Raw genomic sequence first — 19,954 nt, forward strand, 5'->3', positions numbered from 1 at the left:
GTAGTTCAGTTGGTTAGAATACCTGCCTGTCACGCAGGGGGTCGCGGGTTCGAGCCCCGTCCGTTCCGCCACTTATTGCAAAACCCCTGAATCTATGATTCAGGGGTTTTTTGCATTATAAGTTTTATATATTTTCTATTAGCTATATCACTATCGATAAAGATTTATCAAAATATTCCTAACGCCTAACGCCTAACGCCTAACGCCTAACGCCTAACGCCCCTATTTCCCTGACTATCTATCCCGTCAATTTGGTGTTATTTAACAAATAGTTAGATGCACAAGGCTGTTCTGTGAAAGATAGGTAGAAAGTGGTAACTGGCCCGATCCTCTCAGTAGTGATTTGATCATCTGACGGGGAAGGGGAGCTATGTTGATGCTGAGTTTCTACAGATAGACAATTTCGTCTTTGCTGACATTTATACGTCACTGGTGATCCTACGCTGGTCGTAAGCACATTAATTCCGCATTGTTGATTTTTTATCAAAAGTATTGTGTTGAATAGACTGTTTTTAGGCAATAAAACTCTTGGCATAATCGTTTCAGATTTTATCAGGAAGCTGAAATGAAGAGTTTCCTAATAAGCCGCTAGTTTTAAACAGACATAACCTATTGTCTAACAAAGATAAAAAATTTATCAGTTCAAAATGAGGAACTATGATGAGCATACCTGCATTCGGCCTAGGAACTTTTCGCCTTCAAGACCAAGTTGTTATTGATTCTGTTAGTCAGGCTTTAGCTCTGGGCTATCGTGCCATTGATACGGCACAAATCTATGAAAATGAAGCTGCTGTTGGCCAAGCTATTGCAGAAAGTGGTATTAAACGTGAAGAGTTATTTATCACTACCAAAATCTGGATTGCTAATTTAGCCCAAGGAAAATTAATTCCTAGCCTGCAAGAGAGCTTACAGAAGTTGAAAACTGACTATGTGGATTTAACGTTGATTCACTGGCCATCACCCAATGATGAAGTCCCTGTGGCTGAATTTATGCTTGAGTTAGTAAAGGCCAAAGCGTTAGGGTTGACACGCCAAATTGGTGTTTCTAATTTCACCATTGATTTAATGCAGCAGGCGATTGCCGCTGTGGGCGCAGAGTCCATTGCGACCAACCAGATAGAATTGTCGCCACTATTACAAAACCGCAAAGTGGTTGAATTCGCTCAGGAGCACGGTATTGCCATTACCTCTTATATGACATTGGCATATGGCAAAGCACTGGAAGAGCCAATGATTCATGCTATTGCTAAGAAACACGCAGCAACTCCGGCTCAGGTGATTTTAAGCTGGGCAATGCAATTGGGTTACAGTGTTATCCCGTCATCAACTAAAGCGAATAACTTAGCCAGCAACTTGTTAGCGCAAGAATTACAATTAAGCGCGGAAGATATGGCGCTGATTGCTACGCTGGATCGGGGGGAACGGTTGGTCAGCCCTGATGGTTTGGCACCAAAGTGGGACTAACGACCACTTAAATAACGAATAAAACCACCTCGGAAGGGTGGTTTTTTAGTTTATAGGGAGGTCTGATGGTAAGCGCTCATTGATAAAATCAATAAAACAACGCAGCCGATTACTTACTGCCTGATCACTGTAGTACACCGCATTAATAGGCATGGCGACCGGTAAAGTATGCTCTGCCAGGATCGTAACCAAATCTCCACGTTGCAGATCTTGCTGGATCATAAAGTCAGAAAGACAGGCAATACCATTCCCCTCAAGACACAGACGACGTTGAGTTTCACCATTATTAGATGTTAAATCTGATGTTATTTCATGCAGTTGCCCATCCTCGCCGGTCAATGGCCAGCGATTTAATACAGGTAGATCATTAAAACCCAGACAAACATGATGCTGTAAATCTGCAGCAGTTTTTGGTGTGCCGTGCTGCCTTAGATAAGCTGGAGAGGCTAGCAGATGGCGGTAACTGGTCATAAGTTTTCTGGCACGTAAAGTCGAATCCTGCAATGTACCGACCCTAATCGCAATATCCACTTTCCGCTCGATAAGATTAATAAATGTCTCGGATGAAACCAGTGATAAGGCGACTAAAGGGTAACGCTGGCGAAATTCCACCATCAACGGGGCTAGAATGTGTAGCACTACCGGAGTTGATGCATCAATACGCAGTAACCCTTTCGGGTTCAATTGACTGTCTAGCAACTCATTTTCAGCTGTCGCCATGTCGCGCAGAATATTTTGTACCCGCCGAAAATAATGCTCACCTTCTTGAGTCAGGCTGATTTGCCGTGTAGTGCGGTTGAGCAGTGTGACACCCAGCTTACTTTCCAGTCTTTTGACGGTTCGGCTCACGACTGAGTTGGCTTGTTCAAGTTGCTCTGCCGCACGGCTAAAACTGCCACACTCCACGACAGTAACAAAGGTAATCAATTCTTCTGAGTTTGCTTTCATTATGATAACTCCATCCAAAACTATTGCTTATTAAGCAAAAATATTTTGATATTTTGAGCATTTTTGTCATTTAAACATAGGTCCATAATCTCTGCTATCAAATTGACCTGTTTTAATTGAACTGAGTTTTTGGAGCAAATCATGCCACTCGCTTTACTGGCGCTGACTATCAGTGCATTCGCTATTGGTACTACAGAGTTTGTTATTGTTGGGCTTGTGCCAACGATTGCTGAGCAACTGGGGGTTTCTGTCCCTTCCGCAGGTTTATTAGTTTCAATCTACGCATTAGGTGTTGCTATTGGTGCCCCAGTGTTGACCGCATTAACAGGGCGAATTCCACGTAAAATGCTATTGATTGGACTGATGGTGTTATTTACCTTAGGCAACTTATTAGCATGGCAATCCCCCGGCTATGAATCGTTGGTTATTGCCCGCCTCTTAACAGGTCTAGCTCATGGGGTGTTTTTCTCCATTGGGTCGACGATTGCCACCAGCTTAGTGCCGAAAGAGAAAGCAGCTTCAGCGATAGCCATTATGTTTGGTGGTTTGACGGTAGCATTAGTCACGGGGGTTCCTCTGGGGACGTTCATTGGTCAGCATTTTGGATGGCGCGAAACCTTCCTTGCGGTATCACTGATTGGTATGGTTGCTATTATTGCAAGTGCCATTTTGGTACCCAATAATATTCCTCAACAAGTTTCCGCTAGTATAAGACAACAATTGCAGGTATTAACTCATCCTCGTTTACTGCTGATTTACGCGATTACAGCATTAGGATACGGCGGCTTTTTCACCATGTTTACTTTTCTGGCCCCGGTGATGCAAGAGTTGTCAGGCTTCTCAGCCGCTGCTGTGAGCTGGATCTTACTGGCATACGGTGTCTCGGTTGCTATTGGTAACATATGGGGCGGAAAACTGGCCGACCGCCATGGAGCAGTGCCTGCATTGAGTTTTATCTTTACCGCACTGGCTGCCCTGTTATTTATTTTTCAGTTCAGTGCCAGTCACAGTATTGCGGCACTGATTACATTATTGGTTATGGGGATTTTCGCCTTTGGCAATGTCCCCGGCTTACAGGTCTATGTGGTGCAAAAAGCGCAGGAGTATACGCCACAGGCGGTTGATGTCGCGTCTGGCTTAAATATCGCCGCATTCAACGTAGGAATTGCACTAGGGTCAATTATTGGTGGTCAAGCGGTGACTCGTGTTGGGTTAGCACAAACGCCCTGGATTGGAGGAGTGATTGTTATTGGTGCATTAGTGCTGGTTACACTCAGTGGTAAACTAGATAAAAAGCCAGCACCTCAAGCTGCTGTAGGCTAGTTTTCTTATCCAGTCTTCAATTTTAGCCCGCTTTTGCGGGCTTTTTTGTTAATGACGATGTTATTAGTGCATTATGAACAACATAGATTGAATCTATCTTTGACTATCCCAATATCAGAATCATAACGTGGGTAAAAGACATTACTGACCAGAACATCTGAGCGTATAATCAATAAACCACCGGCTGCGGCTATCTTACAAGCCAGAGTGATTTCGAATAAGGAATAGGCCATCAAAGTGCCGAAACGAACATATGCAATGCGGTATGTTGCAGGTCAACCGGTTGAACAGATTTTCCCAGGCTCCGCTAAACAATTGGGGCTGGGGTTGCCGCCAGGCGCGCCATTACCTACATCTGAATTTTTACGTGTGATGGTGTGGAATATCTTTAAGCAGCAGCGGGCCGAATGGCTGTCGGTGCTCAAAGAGTTCGGGCGTGATGCTCAACTGATGCTCCTGCAAGAAGCACAAACTACACCCGAGTTGGTGAGGTTTGCTACGTCTCATTATCAAGCGGCGGATCAGGTTCCCGCCTTTGCGCTGCCTCAGCACCCCTCAGGTGTGATGACGCTAGCTGCCACCCACCCAGTCTACTGCTGTCCGCTGCGTGAGCGAGAACCGTTGTTACGTTTGTCTAAGTCAGCTTTAGTTACCGTTTACCCCATTCATGATGGTCGCTTGCTGATGGTCGTAAATATTCACGCTGTGAATTTTAGCCTCGGTGTTGATGTGTATAGCAAACAGCTTGAGCCGATTGGTGAGCAAATTTCGATGCATCGTGGCCCGGTTATTTTAGCGGGAGATTTCAATGCCTGGAGCCGTCAGCGGGTGAATGCTTTACAGCGTTTTGCCCTCGCAGTAGGGTTGACCGAAGTGGAATTTCAAGCTGATTATCGTAGCCGAGCTTTTGGTCGTCCCCTTGATTTTGTTTTTTACCGCGGTCTCACTTTGGCTGATGCTTCGGTACTCGTTACCCGCGCCTCTGATCACAATCCACTGTTAGTTGAATTCCAGCCATAAAAAAAGCACCCCGAAGGGTGCTTTTTAACAGCTTTATGCCGATTCTAATGTTATGCATCCGGTGTCGATTTGTTGTTAACAAACAACGTCAATTTCAAACCGGGCACTAATTTATTCGCTTTGCTGATTACCGAATTCCATCGCATCACATCGTCGGTGTTTACACCGTGACGCTTGGCAATACTGGCAAAGGAATCACCTTTACGAACCTGATAGGTGATGCTGTTGCTGTTTGTATTGCTTGCCAGTTGCAGGGTTTGCCCAACTTTTAAGGTGCTCTTGGCACGTAAGTTGTTCCAACTCTGCAAATCGCTGGTCTTGATATTCAACCGCTTGGCAATCGTAGATAAGGTATCGCCGGGGCGAACTTTATACTGCGAACTTGATGCTGACTTTGCGCTGTTCTGAGCCAACTTAGTTGGTTGAACGGCGGCAATATCTGTATCTGCCAATGAATCTTTAAGCTGCTCAGCATGGGCTTTCGGCAACATAATATAACGAGGACCATGACCATCCGGTGCCGTTACATTGCGCTTATACCCAGAATTAAAGGATTTCAACTTAGTTAGTGACATCCCCGCCATCTCAGCCGCCTGAGTTAGCTGTATCTGCTGACCAACATCAACACGTGCCAATGCACGGTCTTTGTCGGGTTCAGGTAAGGTTATACCGTACTTTTTGCTGTTTTTGATTAAATCACCCAAGGCCAGCATTTTTGGAACATAAACTGACGTTTCACGAGGAAGCGACAATGCCCAAAAATTCGTCGGTTTACCCTTTGCCTTATTAGCTTTCACCGCCTGCATGACTCTGCCTTCACCACTGTTATACGCAGCGACTGTTAACAACCAGTCACCGTTAAACATTTTGTTCAGGCGCTCCATCATATCAAGCGCTGCTTTGGTAGAAGCAACCACATCTCTGCGGCCGTCATACCATTGGTTCTGTTTCAAGCCATAATTTCGACCAGTACTTGGCACTATCTGCCACAGCCCTGCGGCGTTGGCGGATGATGTCGCGTGTGGGTCAAAAGCGCTCTCCACTATGGGTAGCAGTACCAATTCCATCGGCATCTTACGTTTCTTAATCTGCTCGACTATCAGGTACATGTACGGCTCTGCCCGTAATGTTACATCGTGGAGATAGCTCTTATTTTTTAAGTACTTCTGTTTTTGTTCACGGATCCGGGAATTTTCCGGAACCTTCATCTTCAGCTCGTCGCTAATGAAGTTCCACAAATCTTGCTGCGCGAGGCCACTTTCACTATCAAGCCATCGCGCGGAACCCACTCGGGCGCTATTTGTGTACTCTCCTGCTTCACTCTCTTGACCTGCCGAAGACAAACTCTGTGCATGCTGTACAGGAGCCTGTACGCCCACCTTGGACGACTGGCACCCAACAAGCAAGACTGAGGCGAGAAATATCGCTTTGGTCTTCATGTGTGTGTCAATGTAGTTGCTTAAAAGACGAGCAATCATACTTTGCTTCGACAAAAAACACAACTAAAAGCTCAGAAGTGGTCCTTCTGGGCGCGTAATTCGGAAAAAACTGAGACAAGTGAGTCTGGTGGTGACATTACGCCTATTTTTCTTTGTAAATCAATGTCATTGCAACGTAAAAAAACATTAATTTTACGTTCGATTTGCAATTTTACTGGCAGGCTAGGTAGGTTTTTTGCCCGTAATTGCATGATTTGTAGTTGATATGTTGCAATGTCTTGGTCTGCGGGCAGAATAAAACGGGCAAACTTAAGATTTGCGAGAGTGTATTCATGCGCGCTGCAAATTAAGGTTTCGTCGGGGAGTTGCGCGAGCTGTTGAATAGATGAGTACATTTGGGCTGGCGTGCCTTCAAATAGCCTACCGCAACCGGCAGAAAAAAGAGTGTCGCCACAGAAAAGATAAGGTTTACTGTAGTATGCGATGTGCCCGAGCGTATGACCGGGAACCGCAATAATTTGGTAGTTTTGGCCATCAATAGTCAGGCTATCACCCCCTTTAACAATTATTGTGGCCCCTTTATTGGCTGTTTCCTGCGGTCCATAGACAGGGATTTCGGGATAATGGCGGCGTAAATCAGCGACACCACCGACATGATCGTTGTGGTGATGTGTCAATAATATCGCTTGTGGAAGATAGTGGCCTTGATTCAGCATCGCCAGCACTGGGGCGGCTTCACCAGGGTCAACGATAACGCAATGTTTTTGTGCGTCCGCTAATAGCCAAATGTAATTGTCTTGAAATGCCGGAATGCTGATAAGATTCATTGGATACCTCTAATCGCTTGAAAGAAGATGATAAAACATGAAGCCAGCGCAGACACGCCAAAAGATCGATGCGCCCGCATCCTGGGCTGAGTTACCTTGGGGAGAGTATTATCGCGCAGCGATTGAGCAGCAATTACAGCCTTGGTGGCCTAAATTCTTTGGTTTCCATTTAGTAAAAATAGGCCATTTAAGCGCAGAGATCGCCAGTGATAAATGTGCGATATCTCACCAGGTCAATGTGGGAGAAACGGGCAAGAATATGCAGGTGCTCGCCAGCCCATATCAGTTACCTTTTGCTGAAAAATCAGTGGATGCCTGTCTGTTATCTCACACTTTAGCCTACGCTTCTGATCCGCACCGCATGTTACGTGAGGTGGATCGCGTGCTGATTGACGACGGTTGGCTAGTTATCAGTAACTTTAATCCACTAAGCCTTTTAGGGGCAGGGAAGTTAGTGCCGTTATTGCGCCAGCGACAGCCTTACATTAGCCGAATGTTTACTCAGATGCGTTTGCTAGATTGGCTGAGTTTACTGAATTATGAAGTTTTGTATGTATCACGTTTTCATGTTTTACCATGGCACAAAGAAGGTGGCCGTTTTATCAGTACCCATTTGCCAGCGTTGGGTTGTGTAAGCTTAATTGTGGCCCGTAAGCGCACCATCCCATTGACGTTCAATCCGATGAAGTTTGGTGCGCGTAAGCCGTGGTTTAGTCGGGCGGTTGGTGCAACGAAAAGCTATCGCGACCAATCCTAAGCCGGCCACAACGTCAAAGGTGAAGGGTTAATCAGGATTATAACCGCTATCTTCTAACGTCGGTGAGTTCGCTCCTTGGCGGGCCAATTCATCGCAACGTTCATTTTCTGGATGACCCGCGTGGCCTTTTACCCACTCCCATTGCACTGTATGGGTTTGGATAGCCAGATCTAGACGCTGCCATAAATCAACATTGCGTACTGGTTTGCGGTCAGCTGTTTTCCAGCCGCGCTTTTTCCAATTGTGAATCCATTGGGTGATACCTTGACGGACATATTGGCTATCAGTGCTAAGTGTCACTTCACAAGGCGAAGTTAAAGCCTCTAGCGCGACAATGGCCGCCATCAATTCCATACGATTATTGGTCGTCAGGAAATAGCCAGCACTAAAGGTTTTTTCATGTTGTTTGTAACGCAAAATTGCGCCATAACCACCGGGGCCCGGATTGCCAAGGCAAGATCCGTCGGTGAAAATTTCTACCTGTTTGGTCATCTCTGGTAGACTCTTCCTATCGGTTTAAACGTTAAGTCTGACATAAACGAGCGCTATGAGCACTGGCAATATGCAAGTTACACCGACCAGACAGATTGTTCTGGATACTGAAACCACCGGTATGAATAAACTGGGCGTTCATTATGAAGGTCACAGAATTATTGAGATCGGTGCGGTTGAAGTGATTAACCGCCGCCTGACAGGCAGAAATTTTCATGTGTATGTGAAACCCGATCGTCTGGTTGATCCAGAGGCTTATGGTGTTCACGGTATCAGTGATGAATTTTTGGCTGACAAACCCACGTTTGCTGAGATTGCTCCAGAGTTTCTGGAGTTTATCCGTGGTGCTGAGTTAGTCATCCATAATGCAGCGTTCGATATCGGCTTTATGGATTACGAGTTTCGTATGTTGCAGCAGGATATTCCGAAAACGGAAACCTTCTGTACCATCACCGATAGCTTATTATTAGCGCGTCGTCTGTTCCCCGGTAAGCGCAACAACCTTGACGCCCTGTGTGACCGTTATCAGATAGATAATACTAAGCGAACATTGCACGGCGCGTTACTCGATGCCGAAATTCTGGCTGAAGTGTATCTGGCGATGACCGGCGGTCAGACATCCCTTTCATTCTCAATGGAAGGTGATCAGTCCCAGAATGATTCTTCAGAAGATATTCAGCGCATTACCCGCCCAGCGTCTGGATTAAAAATAATTTATGCGGCTGAAGACGAATTGGCAGCTCATGAGTCACGTTTGGATTTGGTGATGAAAAAAGGCGGCAGTTGTCTGTGGCGGATGCCGCTGGAGCCAGAAGAGGGCGCAAACGCAGAATAAAACGACATCCAGACGAAAAACTGTCCAAATGACTTATTTTGCTGGAAAAAGTGTTGACGAGTATATGTTCCGTACGTAATATTCGTCTCGTTCTTAACCGGAACAACAGCGTGGTGCGGTAGTTCAGTCGGTTAGAATACCGGCCTGTCACGCCGGGGGTCGCGGGTTCGAGTCCCGTCCGCACCGCCAACATTTAGAAGCCCTGAGTTATCACTAACTCAGGGCTTCGTTGTTTTTACGCTTAGTCTTTGACGCCACTGCGGTGTTAGCTGCACTCGCGAACCCGAACCACTTGCTGATCTAAGTGATTCGGGACGAATTGATTTACTGCGCGGCCTCAGTATTTCCTGCCTCAGCGGCGGTTTTCACCCAGCCATCAAAGGTCGCCTGATGAGCCTGAATCCAACCATTTACATGGCGTTCAATATCGGCATCTGAAGACTCACCGGCATGCATACGCATATTCTGAGCATTCACATCATTAATGGATAGTTTCATGATGGAGAACAGTTTCGCGGCGGCAGGGTTGGCTTCAGCCCATTTTTTGTTCGCCACGATATGCATCACGCTAGGTGGGAAACCGTAATTCGCGCCGTTGGAAAGCTGGGTGTCGATAGTCTTATCTGGCAAGGAGGAGAACGGCACCTGTAACCACACCACATCACGCCCCGGTACTAATACATCACTGACCCAATACGGCGTCCAAGTGTAGTACAGAATAGGTTTACCTTCTTTGTAACGAGTGATGGTATCGGCAATCATCGCGGCATAGTTACCCTGATTGTGGGTTACCGTATCACTTAAGCCATAAGCTTGAATTTGGTGATTGAGCGGTGCTTCACAGCCCCAGCCTGGATTACAACCGGTGAGGTCAGCCTTGCCATCATTATTTGCATCAAACAACTTGGCGATTTTCGGATCTTTTAACTGCTCAATATTGGTGATGTGATATTGATCGGCGGTTTTTTTGTCTATCAAATAACCCTGTGCCAACCCTTCAATGAAGTTACCCTGACGGTAGAATTTAGCATCGCCACCGGCAGCAGCGTATTGATCGTTATGCAATGGTTCCCAGTTTACCGCCAGAAAAGTGGCATCACCGGCGGCAATGGAAGAATAGGCGACGTTGTAGTCAACCTCTTTGGTCGGCTGGACATCGTAACCGAGTTTTTCTAGTGCTTTATTGACCAGTGAGGTCTGGAAGGTTTCTTCCGAAATAGTGCTTTGCAGAGGTTGGACTGTGATGCCTTTACCCGGTAACTCTGCTGCGGATAATTGAGTGGTGATCAGTGTGGTGAGGGCTAAGGCCCAAACTGTTGTCGTGCGCATAATTTTCCTCTTTATTAAGCTATTTTACTTGCCATTTTGAACCAGAGCAGTGCTCATCATCCTCACGTACGGTCTGTATGTTGCGGTGATTGCGTGCTGTTCCAGTCCAAACTGCCGGCGACAATGACGCTTATTCTCTTAGTTATTCGTTTCTGGGCTTTATGTTGAACACAGCTCATTCAAATAACTAATAAAGCTAATCTTTAAGGAGAGAAGAGTGATGGGGGGAGTGGCGTGAGCCACCTGAGTGCCCCACGCTGTGCTAGGCCCGAGTCTCTTGGTCTTCTTTCCAACTTTGTCAGTAAACTCAATTAATTGAGCTTACTTATCGTGACGGAGTATTGTGGCGAAATGGTTTGGTGAGCAGCCCAACAGGGCCTGTGGCATACCAGCGACCGACACCTTTACTGCGACGATCGCGGCCTAATGATTGTGTCAGGCGGTCAAGGATAATGGCTAAAATCACGATACCTACCCCACCGACGGCCGCAAGCCCCATATCGAGCCGACCAATGCCACGCAGTACCATCTGGCCTAAACCCCCTACGGCAATCATTGAGGCGATAACCACCATGGACAGCGCCAACATCAGGGTTTGGTTCACACCCGCCATGATGGTGGGCATTGCCAGAGGTAATTGCACTTTGAACAACATCTGGCGTGGATTGGCGCCAAAGGATTCAGCGGCTTCAATAAGGTCTTCTGGTACCTGTTTAATGCCCAAAATGGTCAGACGGACAATTGGCGGCAGTGCAAAGATAATGGTCACCACGACACCTGGAACATTACCGATCCCGAATAGCATGACGATAGGCACCAGATAGACGAACGCTGGCGTGGTCTGCATTGCATCCAGTAGGGGGCGTATAATACGCGCGGCATTATTACTGCGTGCTAACCATATTCCGAGCGGTAGTCCGATAAGAATACAGAAGAACAGCGAGGTCAGAACTAACGCCAGTGTCACCATAGCCTGCGACCATGCGCCAATCGCGCCGATAGCAATCAATGATACCAGTGTTGCAACCCCCATTCCTAAGGTAGAGAACTGCCAAGCGATGAGGGCAAAAACTAAAATTGCCACGGGTGCTGGCATACCCAGCAACAAATGCTGAAAACCGCTGAGAATAAAATCGACGGGCACACGAATGCCTTGGAACAGTGGGCGGAAATGCAACACCACCCAATCAATGCCATGAGTGACCCATGAATCCAGCGGTAACCAAGTGGTATGGAAAGGGTCCATCAGACTGAAATGTTCGGGAGCAGCAGCAGGGGCGCTGTTCAACCAGTCGGTATTGGCAACTTGGCTCTGAGCGGCCTGAGCGGCAACCTCATGGCCGGCGTTTCCTGCGGCATGGCTACCCTCGGCCATGCTGGCTCCCCAAGGGTCAGCAGCGGCAGATAAGCTCTGAGAGGCTGTATCGGTAGTTGCAGGGGCTGCGGACGCCGCAGTATCCGTTGCCCACGGGTTACTGACAGTTTGGTTGTCAACCTGAATTTGATCACTCATTTGGTGTCTCCTTATCTAGGGCCTGCAACAGCATGCCTTTGGAAATAATACCGATATAACTGTTGTCTTCACCGATTACCGGAACCGCGCACGGTGCCTGTGCAACCAGTGAAATCAGCTCACTCAGGGGCATATCTGCCGGAACCGGTGCTGGATCGGCCAGCAAGGCACTATCCAGTGATTGATTCTCAGCCAATGCTTTTTTCAGTGAATCTATCGATACCACACCAATAAATTTCTGCCCGCGTTCCAGTACATAGCCGTAATCGCGGTCTTCATCCTGAAGCAGTTTTAACGCCGAACGAGGGCCGAAACCCGGAGTTTTACGAATTAAGGATACTGGGCGACGGCGCGCAATATCTTTGGCACTAAAGACATGACTGATATCGACACCACGGAAGAAGGTGCGAACATAGTCATTTGCGGGGTTATTTAGTATTTCATCCGGGGTGCCGACTTGTACTACTTCGCCACCCTGCATAATGGCGATACGATCGCCAATACGCATTGCTTCATCGAGATCATGAGAGATAAAGACAATGGTGCGTTGATGTTTGGCTTGTAACTTAACCAATTCATCTTGCATCTCGGTTCGGATTAAGGGGTCGAGTGCTGAAAATGCCTCATCCATCAATAAGATATCAGGGTTGTTTGCCATGGCACGAGCTAGGCCAACACGTTGGCGCATCCCACCGGAAAGCTCATCGGGGTAAGAGTGTGCGTAGCTCTCCAGACTCACTTGACGCAATGCTTCCAGTGCTTTTTCATGACGTTCCTGTTGTGGGACGCCAGCCAACTCCATGCCGAATGCGGTATTGTCGAGCACATTCAGATGGGGCATGAGTGCAAAGGATTGGAAAACCATGCTGATTTTGTTGCGGCGTACAGTACGCAAGGCGCTGTCAGAGATCTTGGCAATATCTTCGCCATCAATCAGCACTTCACCACGGGTGGGTTCTATCAGACGATTGAGAAGGCGTACCAGGGTGGATTTACCCGAACCGGATAACCCCATGATGACGAATATCTCGCCTTCTTCAATGGCCAGATTGGCATCTTTAACGCCAACGGACAAACCGGTTTTGGTAAATATCTGCTCTTTATTTTTACCTGATTCAAGTAGTTTAAAAGCGCGTTCGGGATGCTCACCAAATATCTTATATAAGTTTTTTACTTCGAGTTTAATTGCCATGCAGCTGGTGTATTCCTCTGTCAATTTTAATTTATGTTTATTCGAACGATGTTATCCTGATGAAAAAATAGAGCGCCATATACCCTAACACAGTGAGAATCTGAGACAACCCTCAATATTCATATAATGAAAACTTCAATAGTCATCATCTCAATATATATCTTTTTAAATCGTTAATTTACTTACGTTAATATTGTGGTTTTTTTATCGTTGATGTATTGCCAATATTGATGGTGTGAGCGGTGTCTAATTATCGCGTTAATGGTGTAAATATTGTACATATATCTTTAATTCATTCTCTACATTATTATGGATAATATCCTTCAAATATTTTCGCGTAATGAATAGCCAAATCAAACACCTCCAATAGCCCTAATATCAGCATTAAAAAACCGGGTGTAGATACGCTGAATCCCCTATATGCTCTAGCCTGTGGCCAAATGAGTCGCCAGATAATCATGACTCATTTTCGTGCTAAACCGAGCGAGGAAAATCACAAAAAAGGGCATGGATTTGTAGGGTGTTTTCGGTGCGTTGCGGGTAAGAAATGACGGAAAAAAAATAGGCAACCTTCTGTAGCTGCCTATTGGTGCGGTATACCCCTTTTTAAGGTGATAAAAAAGGCGGGGTGAAAAAGTATGTGGGAGCTTAAAAGTCCCAGTCTTCATCTTCAGTATTGACGGCTTTGCCAATCACATAAGATGAGCCTGAACCAGAGAAGAAATCGTGATTTTCATCCGCATTTGGTGATAATGCGGCCAAAATCGCCGGGCTGACCGCAGCCTGACTGGCTGGGAACAACGCTTCATAACCTAAATTCATTAAGGCTTTATTGGCATTGTAATGAAGAAATTTTTTGACATCCTCTGTCCAACCGACCTTATCATAAAGGTCTTCTGTATAGCGCACTTCATTATCATATAAGTCTTGTAACAAATCGAAAGCAAAATTCTTTATTTCCTGACGACGGGTATTATCGACTTTCTCTAGCCTTTTTTGGAACTTGTAACCAATGTAATATCCATGTACTGCTTCATCGCGGATAATAAGACGAATAAGGTCAGCAGTATTAGTTAATTTGGCCCGGCTTGACCAATACATGGGTAAATAGAATCCAGAATAGAAAAGAAATGATTCCAAGAATACACTGGCAATTTTTTTCTTCAGCGGATCGTCATTATGATAATGCTGAAGGATAATATCAGCTTTCTTTTGCAGTGGGCCATTCTCCTCACTCCAGCGATAAGCATCATCGACATCAGATGTCATGCAAAGTGTAGAAAAAATGGAACTATAAGAGCGAGCATGAACCGCTTCCATAAAGCTGATATTCGAGAATACAGCCTCCTCATGGGGGGTCGTAGCATCTTTAATCAGCGCGGGTGCACCCAAGGTATTTTGAATAGTATCCAGCAAGGTTAGCCCCGTGAAAACCCGAATCGTCAGTTGCTGTTCATCGGGGGTTAAGGTAGCCCAAGAGGGAATGTCATTTGATAGGGGGACTTTTTCTGGTAACCAAAAGTTAGATGTTAAACGGTTCCATACTTCTAAGTCTTTATCATCTTCAATTTTATTCCAATTGATGGCACTGACTGTTTTTGTTGGTTTTACTGTGTTCATAGAGAATACTTCCTTATTCATCCGATTCTGTTTATTCAGTACTGCGCATTACAGTGAGCAGGAAACACAACCTTCAACTTCCGTGCCTTCGAGCGCCATTTGACGCAGTCGGATGTAATAAATAGTTTTAATCCCTTTTTTCCAGGCATATATCTGCGCTTTATTTATATCGCGTGTCGTGGCGGTATCACGGAAGAATAGCGTCAGTGATAAACCTTGATCGACGTGTTGGGTTGCCTCGGCATAGGTATCAATGATCTTCTCAGGACCAATCTGATAAGCATCTTGATAATATTCAAGATTATCGTTGGTCATATAAGGGGCGGGATAATACACACGACCAATCTTGCCTTCTTTGCGGATCTCAATCGGTGAGACAATAGGGTGGATACTTGATGTCGAATGGTTGATATAGGAAATAGATCCGGTGGGGGGGACGGCCTGTAAATTCTGATTATAAATGCCATGCTGCATCACTGAGTCGCGCAGTTCGGCCCAATCTTGCTGATGCGGAATAGTAATGCCGGCCTCAGCAAACAGTGCTAGTACCTTGGTGGTTTTCGGCTGCCAGCACTGTTCAATATACTTAGTGAAATAGCGACCGGAGGCATAATCTGACTCGTCGAAGCCTTTAAAATAGCTGCCCCGTTCTATTGCCAATAGGTTGGATGCACGGATAGCGTGATACACCACGGTATAAAAATAGATATTTGTGAAATCCAGAGCTTCTTCTGAACCGTAAAAAATACGTTCACGCGCCAGATAGCCGTGCAGATTCATCTGCCCGAGACCAATGGCATGAGATTCCTGATTACCTTTTTCAATGGAGGGAACAGAACGAATATGACTCATGTCTGAGACTGCAGTTAGTCCACGAATGGCCGTTTCAATTGATTTACCAAAATCAGGTGAATCCATAGTACGGGCAATATTCATTGAACCAAGGTTACAAGAGATATCCTTACCAATATGGCGATAGCTGAGGTCATCGTTATATTCAGTTGGTGAATTAACCTGCAAAATTTCTGAGCACAGGTTACTCATATTGATCCGGCCTTTAATTGGGTTGGCGCGATTGATCGTATCTTCAAACATCATATAGGGATAGCCAGATTCGAACTGAATTTCTGCCAAAATCTGAAAGAACTCACGTGCTTTGATTTTGCTTTTACGTATGCGCTTGTCATCAACCATCTCGCGGTATTTCTCGCTGATACTGATTTCTGACATTGGCGCGCCGTAAACCTGTTCCACGTCATACGGGGAAAACAGGTACATATCTTCATTATTCTTCGCTAATTCAAAGGTAATATCTGGGATCACAACCCCGAGCGACAAGGTTTTAATACGCACTTTTTCATCGGCATTTTCCCGTTTGGTATCGAGAAAACGCAAAATATCCGGGTGATGGGCATGGAGATATACCGCCCCTGCGCCCTGACGTGCGCCTAACTGGTTAGCGTATGAAAAGGCGTCTTCCAGCATTTTCATGATGGGAATGACCCCAGAAGACTGATTTTCAATGCGCTTTATGGGAGCGCCGACTTCCCGGATATTACTTAGCAGGAAAGCAACACCGCCACCTCGTTTAGAAAGTTGTAGCGCTGAGTTAATCGAGCGGCCAATCGATTCCATGTTGTCTTCCATTCGTAGCAGGAAGCAGGAAACCAGTTCCCCACGCTGTTTTTTGCCGCAGTTGAGGAAGGTCGGGGTGGCGGGTTGGAAGCGGCCAGAGATGATCTCTTCGACTAAATCTCGCGCGACTTGCGGGTGGCCGGCGGCCAGTGTCAAGGCCACCATACAGACGCGATCTTCATAGCGCTCCAGATAACGTTTGCCGTCAAAGGTTTTCAGGGTATAGCCGGTGTAGTATTTAAATGCGCCAAGGAATGTTGGAAAACGAAATTTTTTGCTATAAGCTTGCTGGAATAAGCTCTTGATAAAGCTGAAATCATACCTATCCAGCACCTCTTTCTCGTAATAACCCTCTTCAACCAGATAATCGAGTTTTTCCTGCAAATTATGGAAGAACACCGTGTTTTGATTAACGTGTTGTAAGAAATATTGTCGTGCTGCCAACCTATCTTTATCAAACTGGATACGTCCGTCAGCATCATAGAGGTTCAACATCGCATTCAGTGAGTGATAGTCAAGCTCATTGCTGGATGAATCGGTGATTTTCAGTGTTGTCGTTGCCAAAATTCAGTTACTCCCTTGCGCACATTTGCCACATCTTCTGCTGTACCCAGTAGTTCAAAGCGATACAGATAAGGAACCTGACATTTTTGGGAAATAATTTTCCCCGCCAGACAGTAGGCGTCGCCAAAATTAGTGTTGCCCGCAGCAATGACACCACGGATCAGTGAACGGTTATGGGGATCGTTGAGAAATCTAATAACCTGAATGGGTACCGCTCCGACGGGGCTACCGCCGCCATAACTGGGTACAAGCAAAATGTAGGGGTGCTCAATCCGTAGTTTTTCCCGTGCACCCGCAATGGGAATTCGTATTGCCGGGAGATCCAGCTTCCCGACAAAACGATGAGTGTTCTCCGATGAACTGGAGAAATACACCAACGGATTCATTTCTTCGCCCTCATCAGGCGCTGACCGCCTGAACCAGTGCATTTATTTTGTCAGGACGGAAGCCTGACCAATGATCCTCACCGGCAATAATCACCGGAACCTGCTGATAACCAAGGGATTTAACATGATTGAATGCCTGTAAATCTTCAGTTAAATCAATAACCTGATAAGCAATGCCTTGTTTATCCAATGCACGGTAGGTGGCATTGCACTGGACACAGTCAGGTTTACTGTAAATAATAATGCTCATGATTCGCATTTACCTTTTGTCGTGAGGAAAGGCGTATTTGGCAGGTTGTTAATGTATATCGACCACCTGCCTCTGATTATCAGCCACGGTTTCATTCTCGCAGGTGATAAATAAATACTATATCTAGTGTTTATTTAATTCAACCACACTATATGTAGTTATTTTCGATGATTTATGCGAGAAGCAGAGACAAGGCCGCCAGCACGGGGCTGGCAGCCGACTTTAATCATAATAAGCAGAGTAAAAATATTTTTATTGCAGGCTGACTGAGGGCAGGGGTTATTGACGTAGGCTGACGGCTAACCGGTTAAATGCATTTATGATGCTGATAGCAAAAGTTAAATCGGAAATTTCGGCATCAGAAAAATGTGCTTTTAAAGCATTAAACGTGCTATCCGGGGTCCCGCTGGTGGTGATGTGAGTCACGGCCTCAGCCCATTCCAATGCCGCACGTTCTGCTTCACTGAAGAGGTGGCTCAACCGCCAACCGGCAATCGCATCCATTTTTGCATCATCAAAACCATCCTTGCGTAAGGCTTTCCCGTGCATGTCCAGACAAAATGCACAGCCGTTAATCTGTGATACCCGCATGAAAACCAGTTCTATTAATGTTTTTGGCAACGAACTTTTATCAAGTGACATCGATGCGTCAACCAACGCTTTGTAGGTGACAGGTGAGAGTTTGGAAAAATAAAGACGTTGTTCGACCATGGTAAGCTCCAGCTAGGTTAACCATCAATTAAAGCGCTACTTTAGTGATATCATGACCTACACTATAGGGCCATAAATGACTTTTTTTAGTAGGGCATAATGAAGGCGTTTTCACATCTTCTCCAATTGGATCGTCATCATAACGAACCTATTTATCGCCAGATTTATCAACGAATTAAAGAGGCCATTGTTCAAGGAGCATTGCGTCCAGATACGCGAGTGCCCTCTGTCAGGGCGCTGGCCAGCGAAGTGGGTGTGGCGCGAGGAACCGTGGAGAATGCTTACGCCCAGTTGATTGCCGAAGGTTTTTTACAAAGCCGGGGGCAGGGAGGGACTTATGTTTCCGCACAATTACTTAATGCGCCGCTATTACCCTTGAATATTGTAGACCAGCCTGAACAACCCATTACGGTCAACAATGCTTTATCGGCACAACGCATGATGGCGAGGCCATTCCAGTTAGGGCTTCCCGCGCTTGATGCTTTCCCCCGAGCGCAGTGGGGAAAAATAATGACCAAACAGTTGCATAACCTCACTACCGCTTCACTTGGGCACCCTCCGGCAGCTGGATTACCGGCTTTGCGTGAGTCTATTGCCCACTATTTGTTGTTATCTCGAGGATTCAGCTGCCAGCCGGAGCAGGTTTTTATTTGCGCGGGCTATCAGTCTGTGCTGGATCTGGTAGTTAATACTGTACTGGAACGTGGGGAATATGGCTGGCTGGAAGATCCTGGCTACCCTGCGACTCAGCAGTTGATCCGCGAAGCGGGGCTTATTCCGCATCCGGTGAAGGTGGATAGTGACGGTATGGATGTTGTCGCGGCTATCGATAATTGCCCTCAGGCGAACTTCGCTATCATCACACCTGCACACCAAAGCCCGCTGGGTGTTGCACTCAGTTTAGCGCGGCGTATTGCGCTGCTGGAGTGGGCGGAACAGCAGAAGTCGTGGATTATTGAGGACGATTATGACAGTGAGTTCCGTTATCAGGGGAGGCCACTGCCACCACTGAAAAGTTTGGATAGACATGGTCGAGTTCTTTATGCCGGAACATTCAGTAAAGTGATGTTTCCCGCATTAAGACTGGCCTATTTGGTTGTACCGCCTGAGTTGGTGCCTATTTTTAATCACCGTTGCCAACTACGAAGTTGCGCCTGCCCACCCTTGATACAGGCTAGTGTGGCGGAGTTTATCAATCAGGGGCATTTTTATCGTCATCTGAAACGTATGCGCCATTTGTATGCTGAGCGCCGTGAAATGCTGGTAGTGAGTTTAATGCGCCAACTGGCAGGTGTTGTAGACGTTGAACAGCAGGCTGGAGGTATTCAATTGTTGGCGTGGTTGGATGAGCGTTTTGTCGATAGCGTTGTTGCTGCGCAGGCGCAACGTCAGGGTTTGGCTATTGAAGCGTTATCGGATTGGGCGTTGGAAAAAAGGGAAAAAACACACCAGAAGAATCGTCAAAATGGTTTGCTGATGGGGTTTACCAATCTGACGTCTGTAGCAGAAACAGATCGGTTAGTGGCGAAGTTGGTCACGGTCATTACTGCTTTATCCGAGAGATAATAGAGGTAGGCCCGCAGTGAAAATGGCGCGGGCCACCGATAAGCTACAGCATAAACGCAATGGTAGACACAGCAATGAGGGGT

At 46.3% G+C, this 19,954-nt stretch carries 18 protein-coding genes and 1 tRNA gene; 7 read left to right on the top strand and 12 right to left on the bottom strand.

Annotated elements, in window-relative coordinates:
• Positions 1 to 660 precede the first annotated feature (660 nt).
• Entirely contained in the window at positions 661 to 1,464 is an 804-nt protein-coding gene (dkgB, locus tag HUZ92_RS19610) for a 2,5-didehydrogluconate reductase DkgB (RefSeq protein WP_145580033.1), read from the top strand.
• Positions 1,465 to 1,509: 45 nt separating this feature from the next.
• Here dkgB and yafC read toward each other — a convergent pair whose 3' ends face one another.
• On the bottom strand, positions 1,510 to 2,412 hold the full coding sequence (gene yafC, locus HUZ92_RS19615; protein ID WP_145580012.1) for a DNA-binding transcriptional regulator YafC: 903 nt from the start codon (positions 2,410 to 2,412) through the stop codon (positions 1,510 to 1,512).
• Positions 2,413 to 2,553: 141 nt separating this feature from the next.
• Between yafC and HUZ92_RS19620 the strand changes: the two genes are divergently transcribed.
• Positions 2,554 to 3,735 (top strand): MFS transporter, encoded by a 1,182-nt coding sequence (locus HUZ92_RS19620; protein WP_050100916.1) that lies wholly within the window; start codon positions 2,554 to 2,556, stop codon positions 3,733 to 3,735.
• Positions 3,736 to 3,972: 237 nt separating this feature from the next.
• Positions 3,973 to 4,755, top strand: coding sequence for an endonuclease/exonuclease/phosphatase family protein (locus HUZ92_RS19625; protein WP_072086700.1), 783 nt, complete (start codon positions 3,973 to 3,975; stop codon positions 4,753 to 4,755).
• A gap of 50 nt (positions 4,756 to 4,805) precedes the next feature.
• On the opposite strand, the gene mltD is transcribed toward HUZ92_RS19625, so the two are convergent.
• Positions 4,806 to 6,194, bottom strand: a complete 1,389-nt coding sequence (gene mltD, locus HUZ92_RS19630; RefSeq protein WP_080985804.1) for a murein transglycosylase D — start codon at positions 6,192 to 6,194, stop codon at positions 4,806 to 4,808.
• A gap of 71 nt (positions 6,195 to 6,265) precedes the next feature.
• Positions 6,266 to 7,021, bottom strand: a complete 756-nt coding sequence (gene gloB, locus HUZ92_RS19635; RefSeq protein ID WP_050100913.1) for a hydroxyacylglutathione hydrolase — start codon at positions 7,019 to 7,021, stop codon at positions 6,266 to 6,268.
• 37 nt (positions 7,022 to 7,058) lie between these two features.
• Between gloB and HUZ92_RS19640 the strand changes: the two genes are divergently transcribed.
• Complete coding sequence (locus tag HUZ92_RS19640; protein ID WP_050141232.1) at positions 7,059 to 7,778, top strand: class I SAM-dependent methyltransferase; 720 nt, start codon at positions 7,059 to 7,061, stop codon at positions 7,776 to 7,778.
• Positions 7,779 to 7,805: 27 nt separating this feature from the next.
• Here HUZ92_RS19640 and rnhA read toward each other — a convergent pair whose 3' ends face one another.
• Positions 7,806 to 8,270 (bottom strand): ribonuclease HI, encoded by a 465-nt coding sequence (rnhA, locus tag HUZ92_RS19645; protein WP_050100911.1) that lies wholly within the window; start codon positions 8,268 to 8,270, stop codon positions 7,806 to 7,808.
• Between the two features lie 70 nt (positions 8,271 to 8,340).
• On the opposite strand from rnhA, the gene dnaQ reads away from it, so the two are divergent.
• Both dnaQ and HUZ92_RS19655 read left to right on the top strand, forming a co-directional pair.
• Positions 8,341 to 9,105 carry a DNA polymerase III subunit epsilon gene (dnaQ, locus tag HUZ92_RS19650; RefSeq protein WP_050100910.1) on the top strand — a complete coding sequence of 255 codons (765 nt, stop codon included), beginning with the start codon at positions 8,341 to 8,343 and terminating at the stop codon, positions 9,103 to 9,105.
• A gap of 112 nt (positions 9,106 to 9,217) precedes the next feature.
• Positions 9,218 to 9,294, top strand: a tRNA-Asp gene (locus HUZ92_RS19655).
• Between the two features lie 135 nt (positions 9,295 to 9,429).
• Here HUZ92_RS19655 and proX read toward each other — a convergent pair.
• From proX to HUZ92_RS19695, 8 genes are all read right to left on the bottom strand, one after another.
• Entirely contained in the window at positions 9,430 to 10,434 is a 1,005-nt protein-coding gene (proX, locus tag HUZ92_RS19660; protein WP_145580013.1) for a glycine betaine/L-proline ABC transporter substrate-binding protein ProX, read from the bottom strand.
• A gap of 325 nt (positions 10,435 to 10,759) precedes the next feature.
• Positions 10,760 to 11,947, bottom strand: a complete 1,188-nt coding sequence (proW, locus tag HUZ92_RS19665) for a glycine betaine/L-proline ABC transporter permease ProW (RefSeq protein ID WP_128451368.1) — start codon at positions 11,945 to 11,947, stop codon at positions 10,760 to 10,762.
• Positions 11,940 to 13,139: a glycine betaine/L-proline ABC transporter ATP-binding protein ProV gene (gene proV, locus HUZ92_RS19670; protein ID WP_050100907.1), complete on the bottom strand. Its 1,200-nt coding sequence runs from the start codon at positions 13,137 to 13,139 to the stop codon at positions 11,940 to 11,942. The genes proW and proV overlap by 8 nt, the downstream gene beginning before the upstream one ends.
• Before the next feature lie 648 nt (positions 13,140 to 13,787).
• Entirely contained in the window at positions 13,788 to 14,759 is a 972-nt protein-coding gene (gene nrdF / locus HUZ92_RS19675) for a class 1b ribonucleoside-diphosphate reductase subunit beta (protein ID WP_050141229.1), read from the bottom strand.
• A gap of 48 nt (positions 14,760 to 14,807) precedes the next feature.
• Positions 14,808 to 16,958, bottom strand: a complete 2,151-nt coding sequence (gene nrdE, locus HUZ92_RS19680; protein ID WP_174846880.1) for a class 1b ribonucleoside-diphosphate reductase subunit alpha — start codon at positions 16,956 to 16,958, stop codon at positions 14,808 to 14,810.
• Complete coding sequence (gene nrdI, locus HUZ92_RS19685; protein ID WP_050100904.1) at positions 16,940 to 17,344, bottom strand: class Ib ribonucleoside-diphosphate reductase assembly flavoprotein NrdI; 405 nt, start codon at positions 17,342 to 17,344, stop codon at positions 16,940 to 16,942. Before nrdI ends, nrdE begins: the two co-directional genes overlap by 19 nt.
• 13 nt (positions 17,345 to 17,357) lie before the next feature.
• On the bottom strand, positions 17,358 to 17,594 hold the full coding sequence (gene nrdH / locus HUZ92_RS19690; protein WP_050100903.1) for a glutaredoxin-like protein NrdH: 237 nt from the start codon (positions 17,592 to 17,594) through the stop codon (positions 17,358 to 17,360).
• Between the two features lie 279 nt (positions 17,595 to 17,873).
• Complete coding sequence (locus HUZ92_RS19695) at positions 17,874 to 18,305, bottom strand: carboxymuconolactone decarboxylase family protein (RefSeq protein ID WP_050100902.1); 432 nt, start codon at positions 18,303 to 18,305, stop codon at positions 17,874 to 17,876.
• Positions 18,306 to 18,401: 96 nt separating this feature from the next.
• Between HUZ92_RS19695 and pdxR the strand changes: the two genes are divergently transcribed.
• Positions 18,402 to 19,871: a MocR-like pyridoxine biosynthesis transcription factor PdxR gene (gene pdxR, locus HUZ92_RS19700; RefSeq protein WP_050141227.1), complete on the top strand. Its 1,470-nt coding sequence runs from the start codon at positions 18,402 to 18,404 to the stop codon at positions 19,869 to 19,871.
• Positions 19,872 to 19,954 lie beyond the last annotated feature (83 nt).

Origin of the sequence: Yersinia vastinensis (genome assembly GCF_902726565.1) — a bacterium.
GTDB classification, from domain to species: domain Bacteria; phylum Pseudomonadota; class Gammaproteobacteria; order Enterobacterales; family Enterobacteriaceae; genus Yersinia; species Yersinia vastinensis.

Coding starts and splice junctions, on each gene's coding strand:
- dkgB (WP_145580033.1), top strand. CDS start 661: ATGAGCATACCTGCATTCGGCCTAGGAACTTTTCGCCTTCAAGACCAA.
- yafC (WP_145580012.1), bottom strand. CDS start 2,412: ATGAAAGCAAACTCAGAAGAATTGATTACCTTTGTTACTGTCGTGGAG.
- HUZ92_RS19620 (WP_050100916.1), top strand. CDS start 2,554: ATGCCACTCGCTTTACTGGCGCTGACTATCAGTGCATTCGCTATTGGT.
- mltD (WP_080985804.1), bottom strand. CDS start 6,194: ATGAAGACCAAAGCGATATTTCTCGCCTCAGTCTTGCTTGTTGGGTGC.
- gloB (WP_050100913.1), bottom strand. CDS start 7,021: ATGAATCTTATCAGCATTCCGGCATTTCAAGACAATTACATTTGGCTA.
- HUZ92_RS19640 (WP_050141232.1), top strand. CDS start 7,059: ATGAAGCCAGCGCAGACACGCCAAAAGATCGATGCGCCCGCATCCTGG.
- rnhA (WP_050100911.1), bottom strand. CDS start 8,270: ATGACCAAACAGGTAGAAATTTTCACCGACGGATCTTGCCTTGGCAAT.
- dnaQ (WP_050100910.1), top strand. CDS start 8,341: ATGCAAGTTACACCGACCAGACAGATTGTTCTGGATACTGAAACCACC.
- proX (WP_145580013.1), bottom strand. CDS start 10,434: ATGCGCACGACAACAGTTTGGGCCTTAGCCCTCACCACACTGATCACC.
- proW (WP_128451368.1), bottom strand. CDS start 11,947: ATGAGTGATCAAATTCAGGTTGACAACCAAACTGTCAGTAACCCGTGG.
- proV (WP_050100907.1), bottom strand. CDS start 13,139: ATGGCAATTAAACTCGAAGTAAAAAACTTATATAAGATATTTGGTGAG.
- nrdF (WP_050141229.1), bottom strand. CDS start 14,759: ATGAACACAGTAAAACCAACAAAAACAGTCAGTGCCATCAATTGGAAT.
- nrdI (WP_050100904.1), bottom strand. CDS start 17,344: ATGAATCCGTTGGTGTATTTCTCCAGTTCATCGGAGAACACTCATCGT.
- nrdH (WP_050100903.1), bottom strand. CDS start 17,594: ATGAGCATTATTATTTACAGTAAACCTGACTGTGTCCAGTGCAATGCC.
- HUZ92_RS19695 (WP_050100902.1), bottom strand. CDS start 18,305: ATGGTCGAACAACGTCTTTATTTTTCCAAACTCTCACCTGTCACCTAC.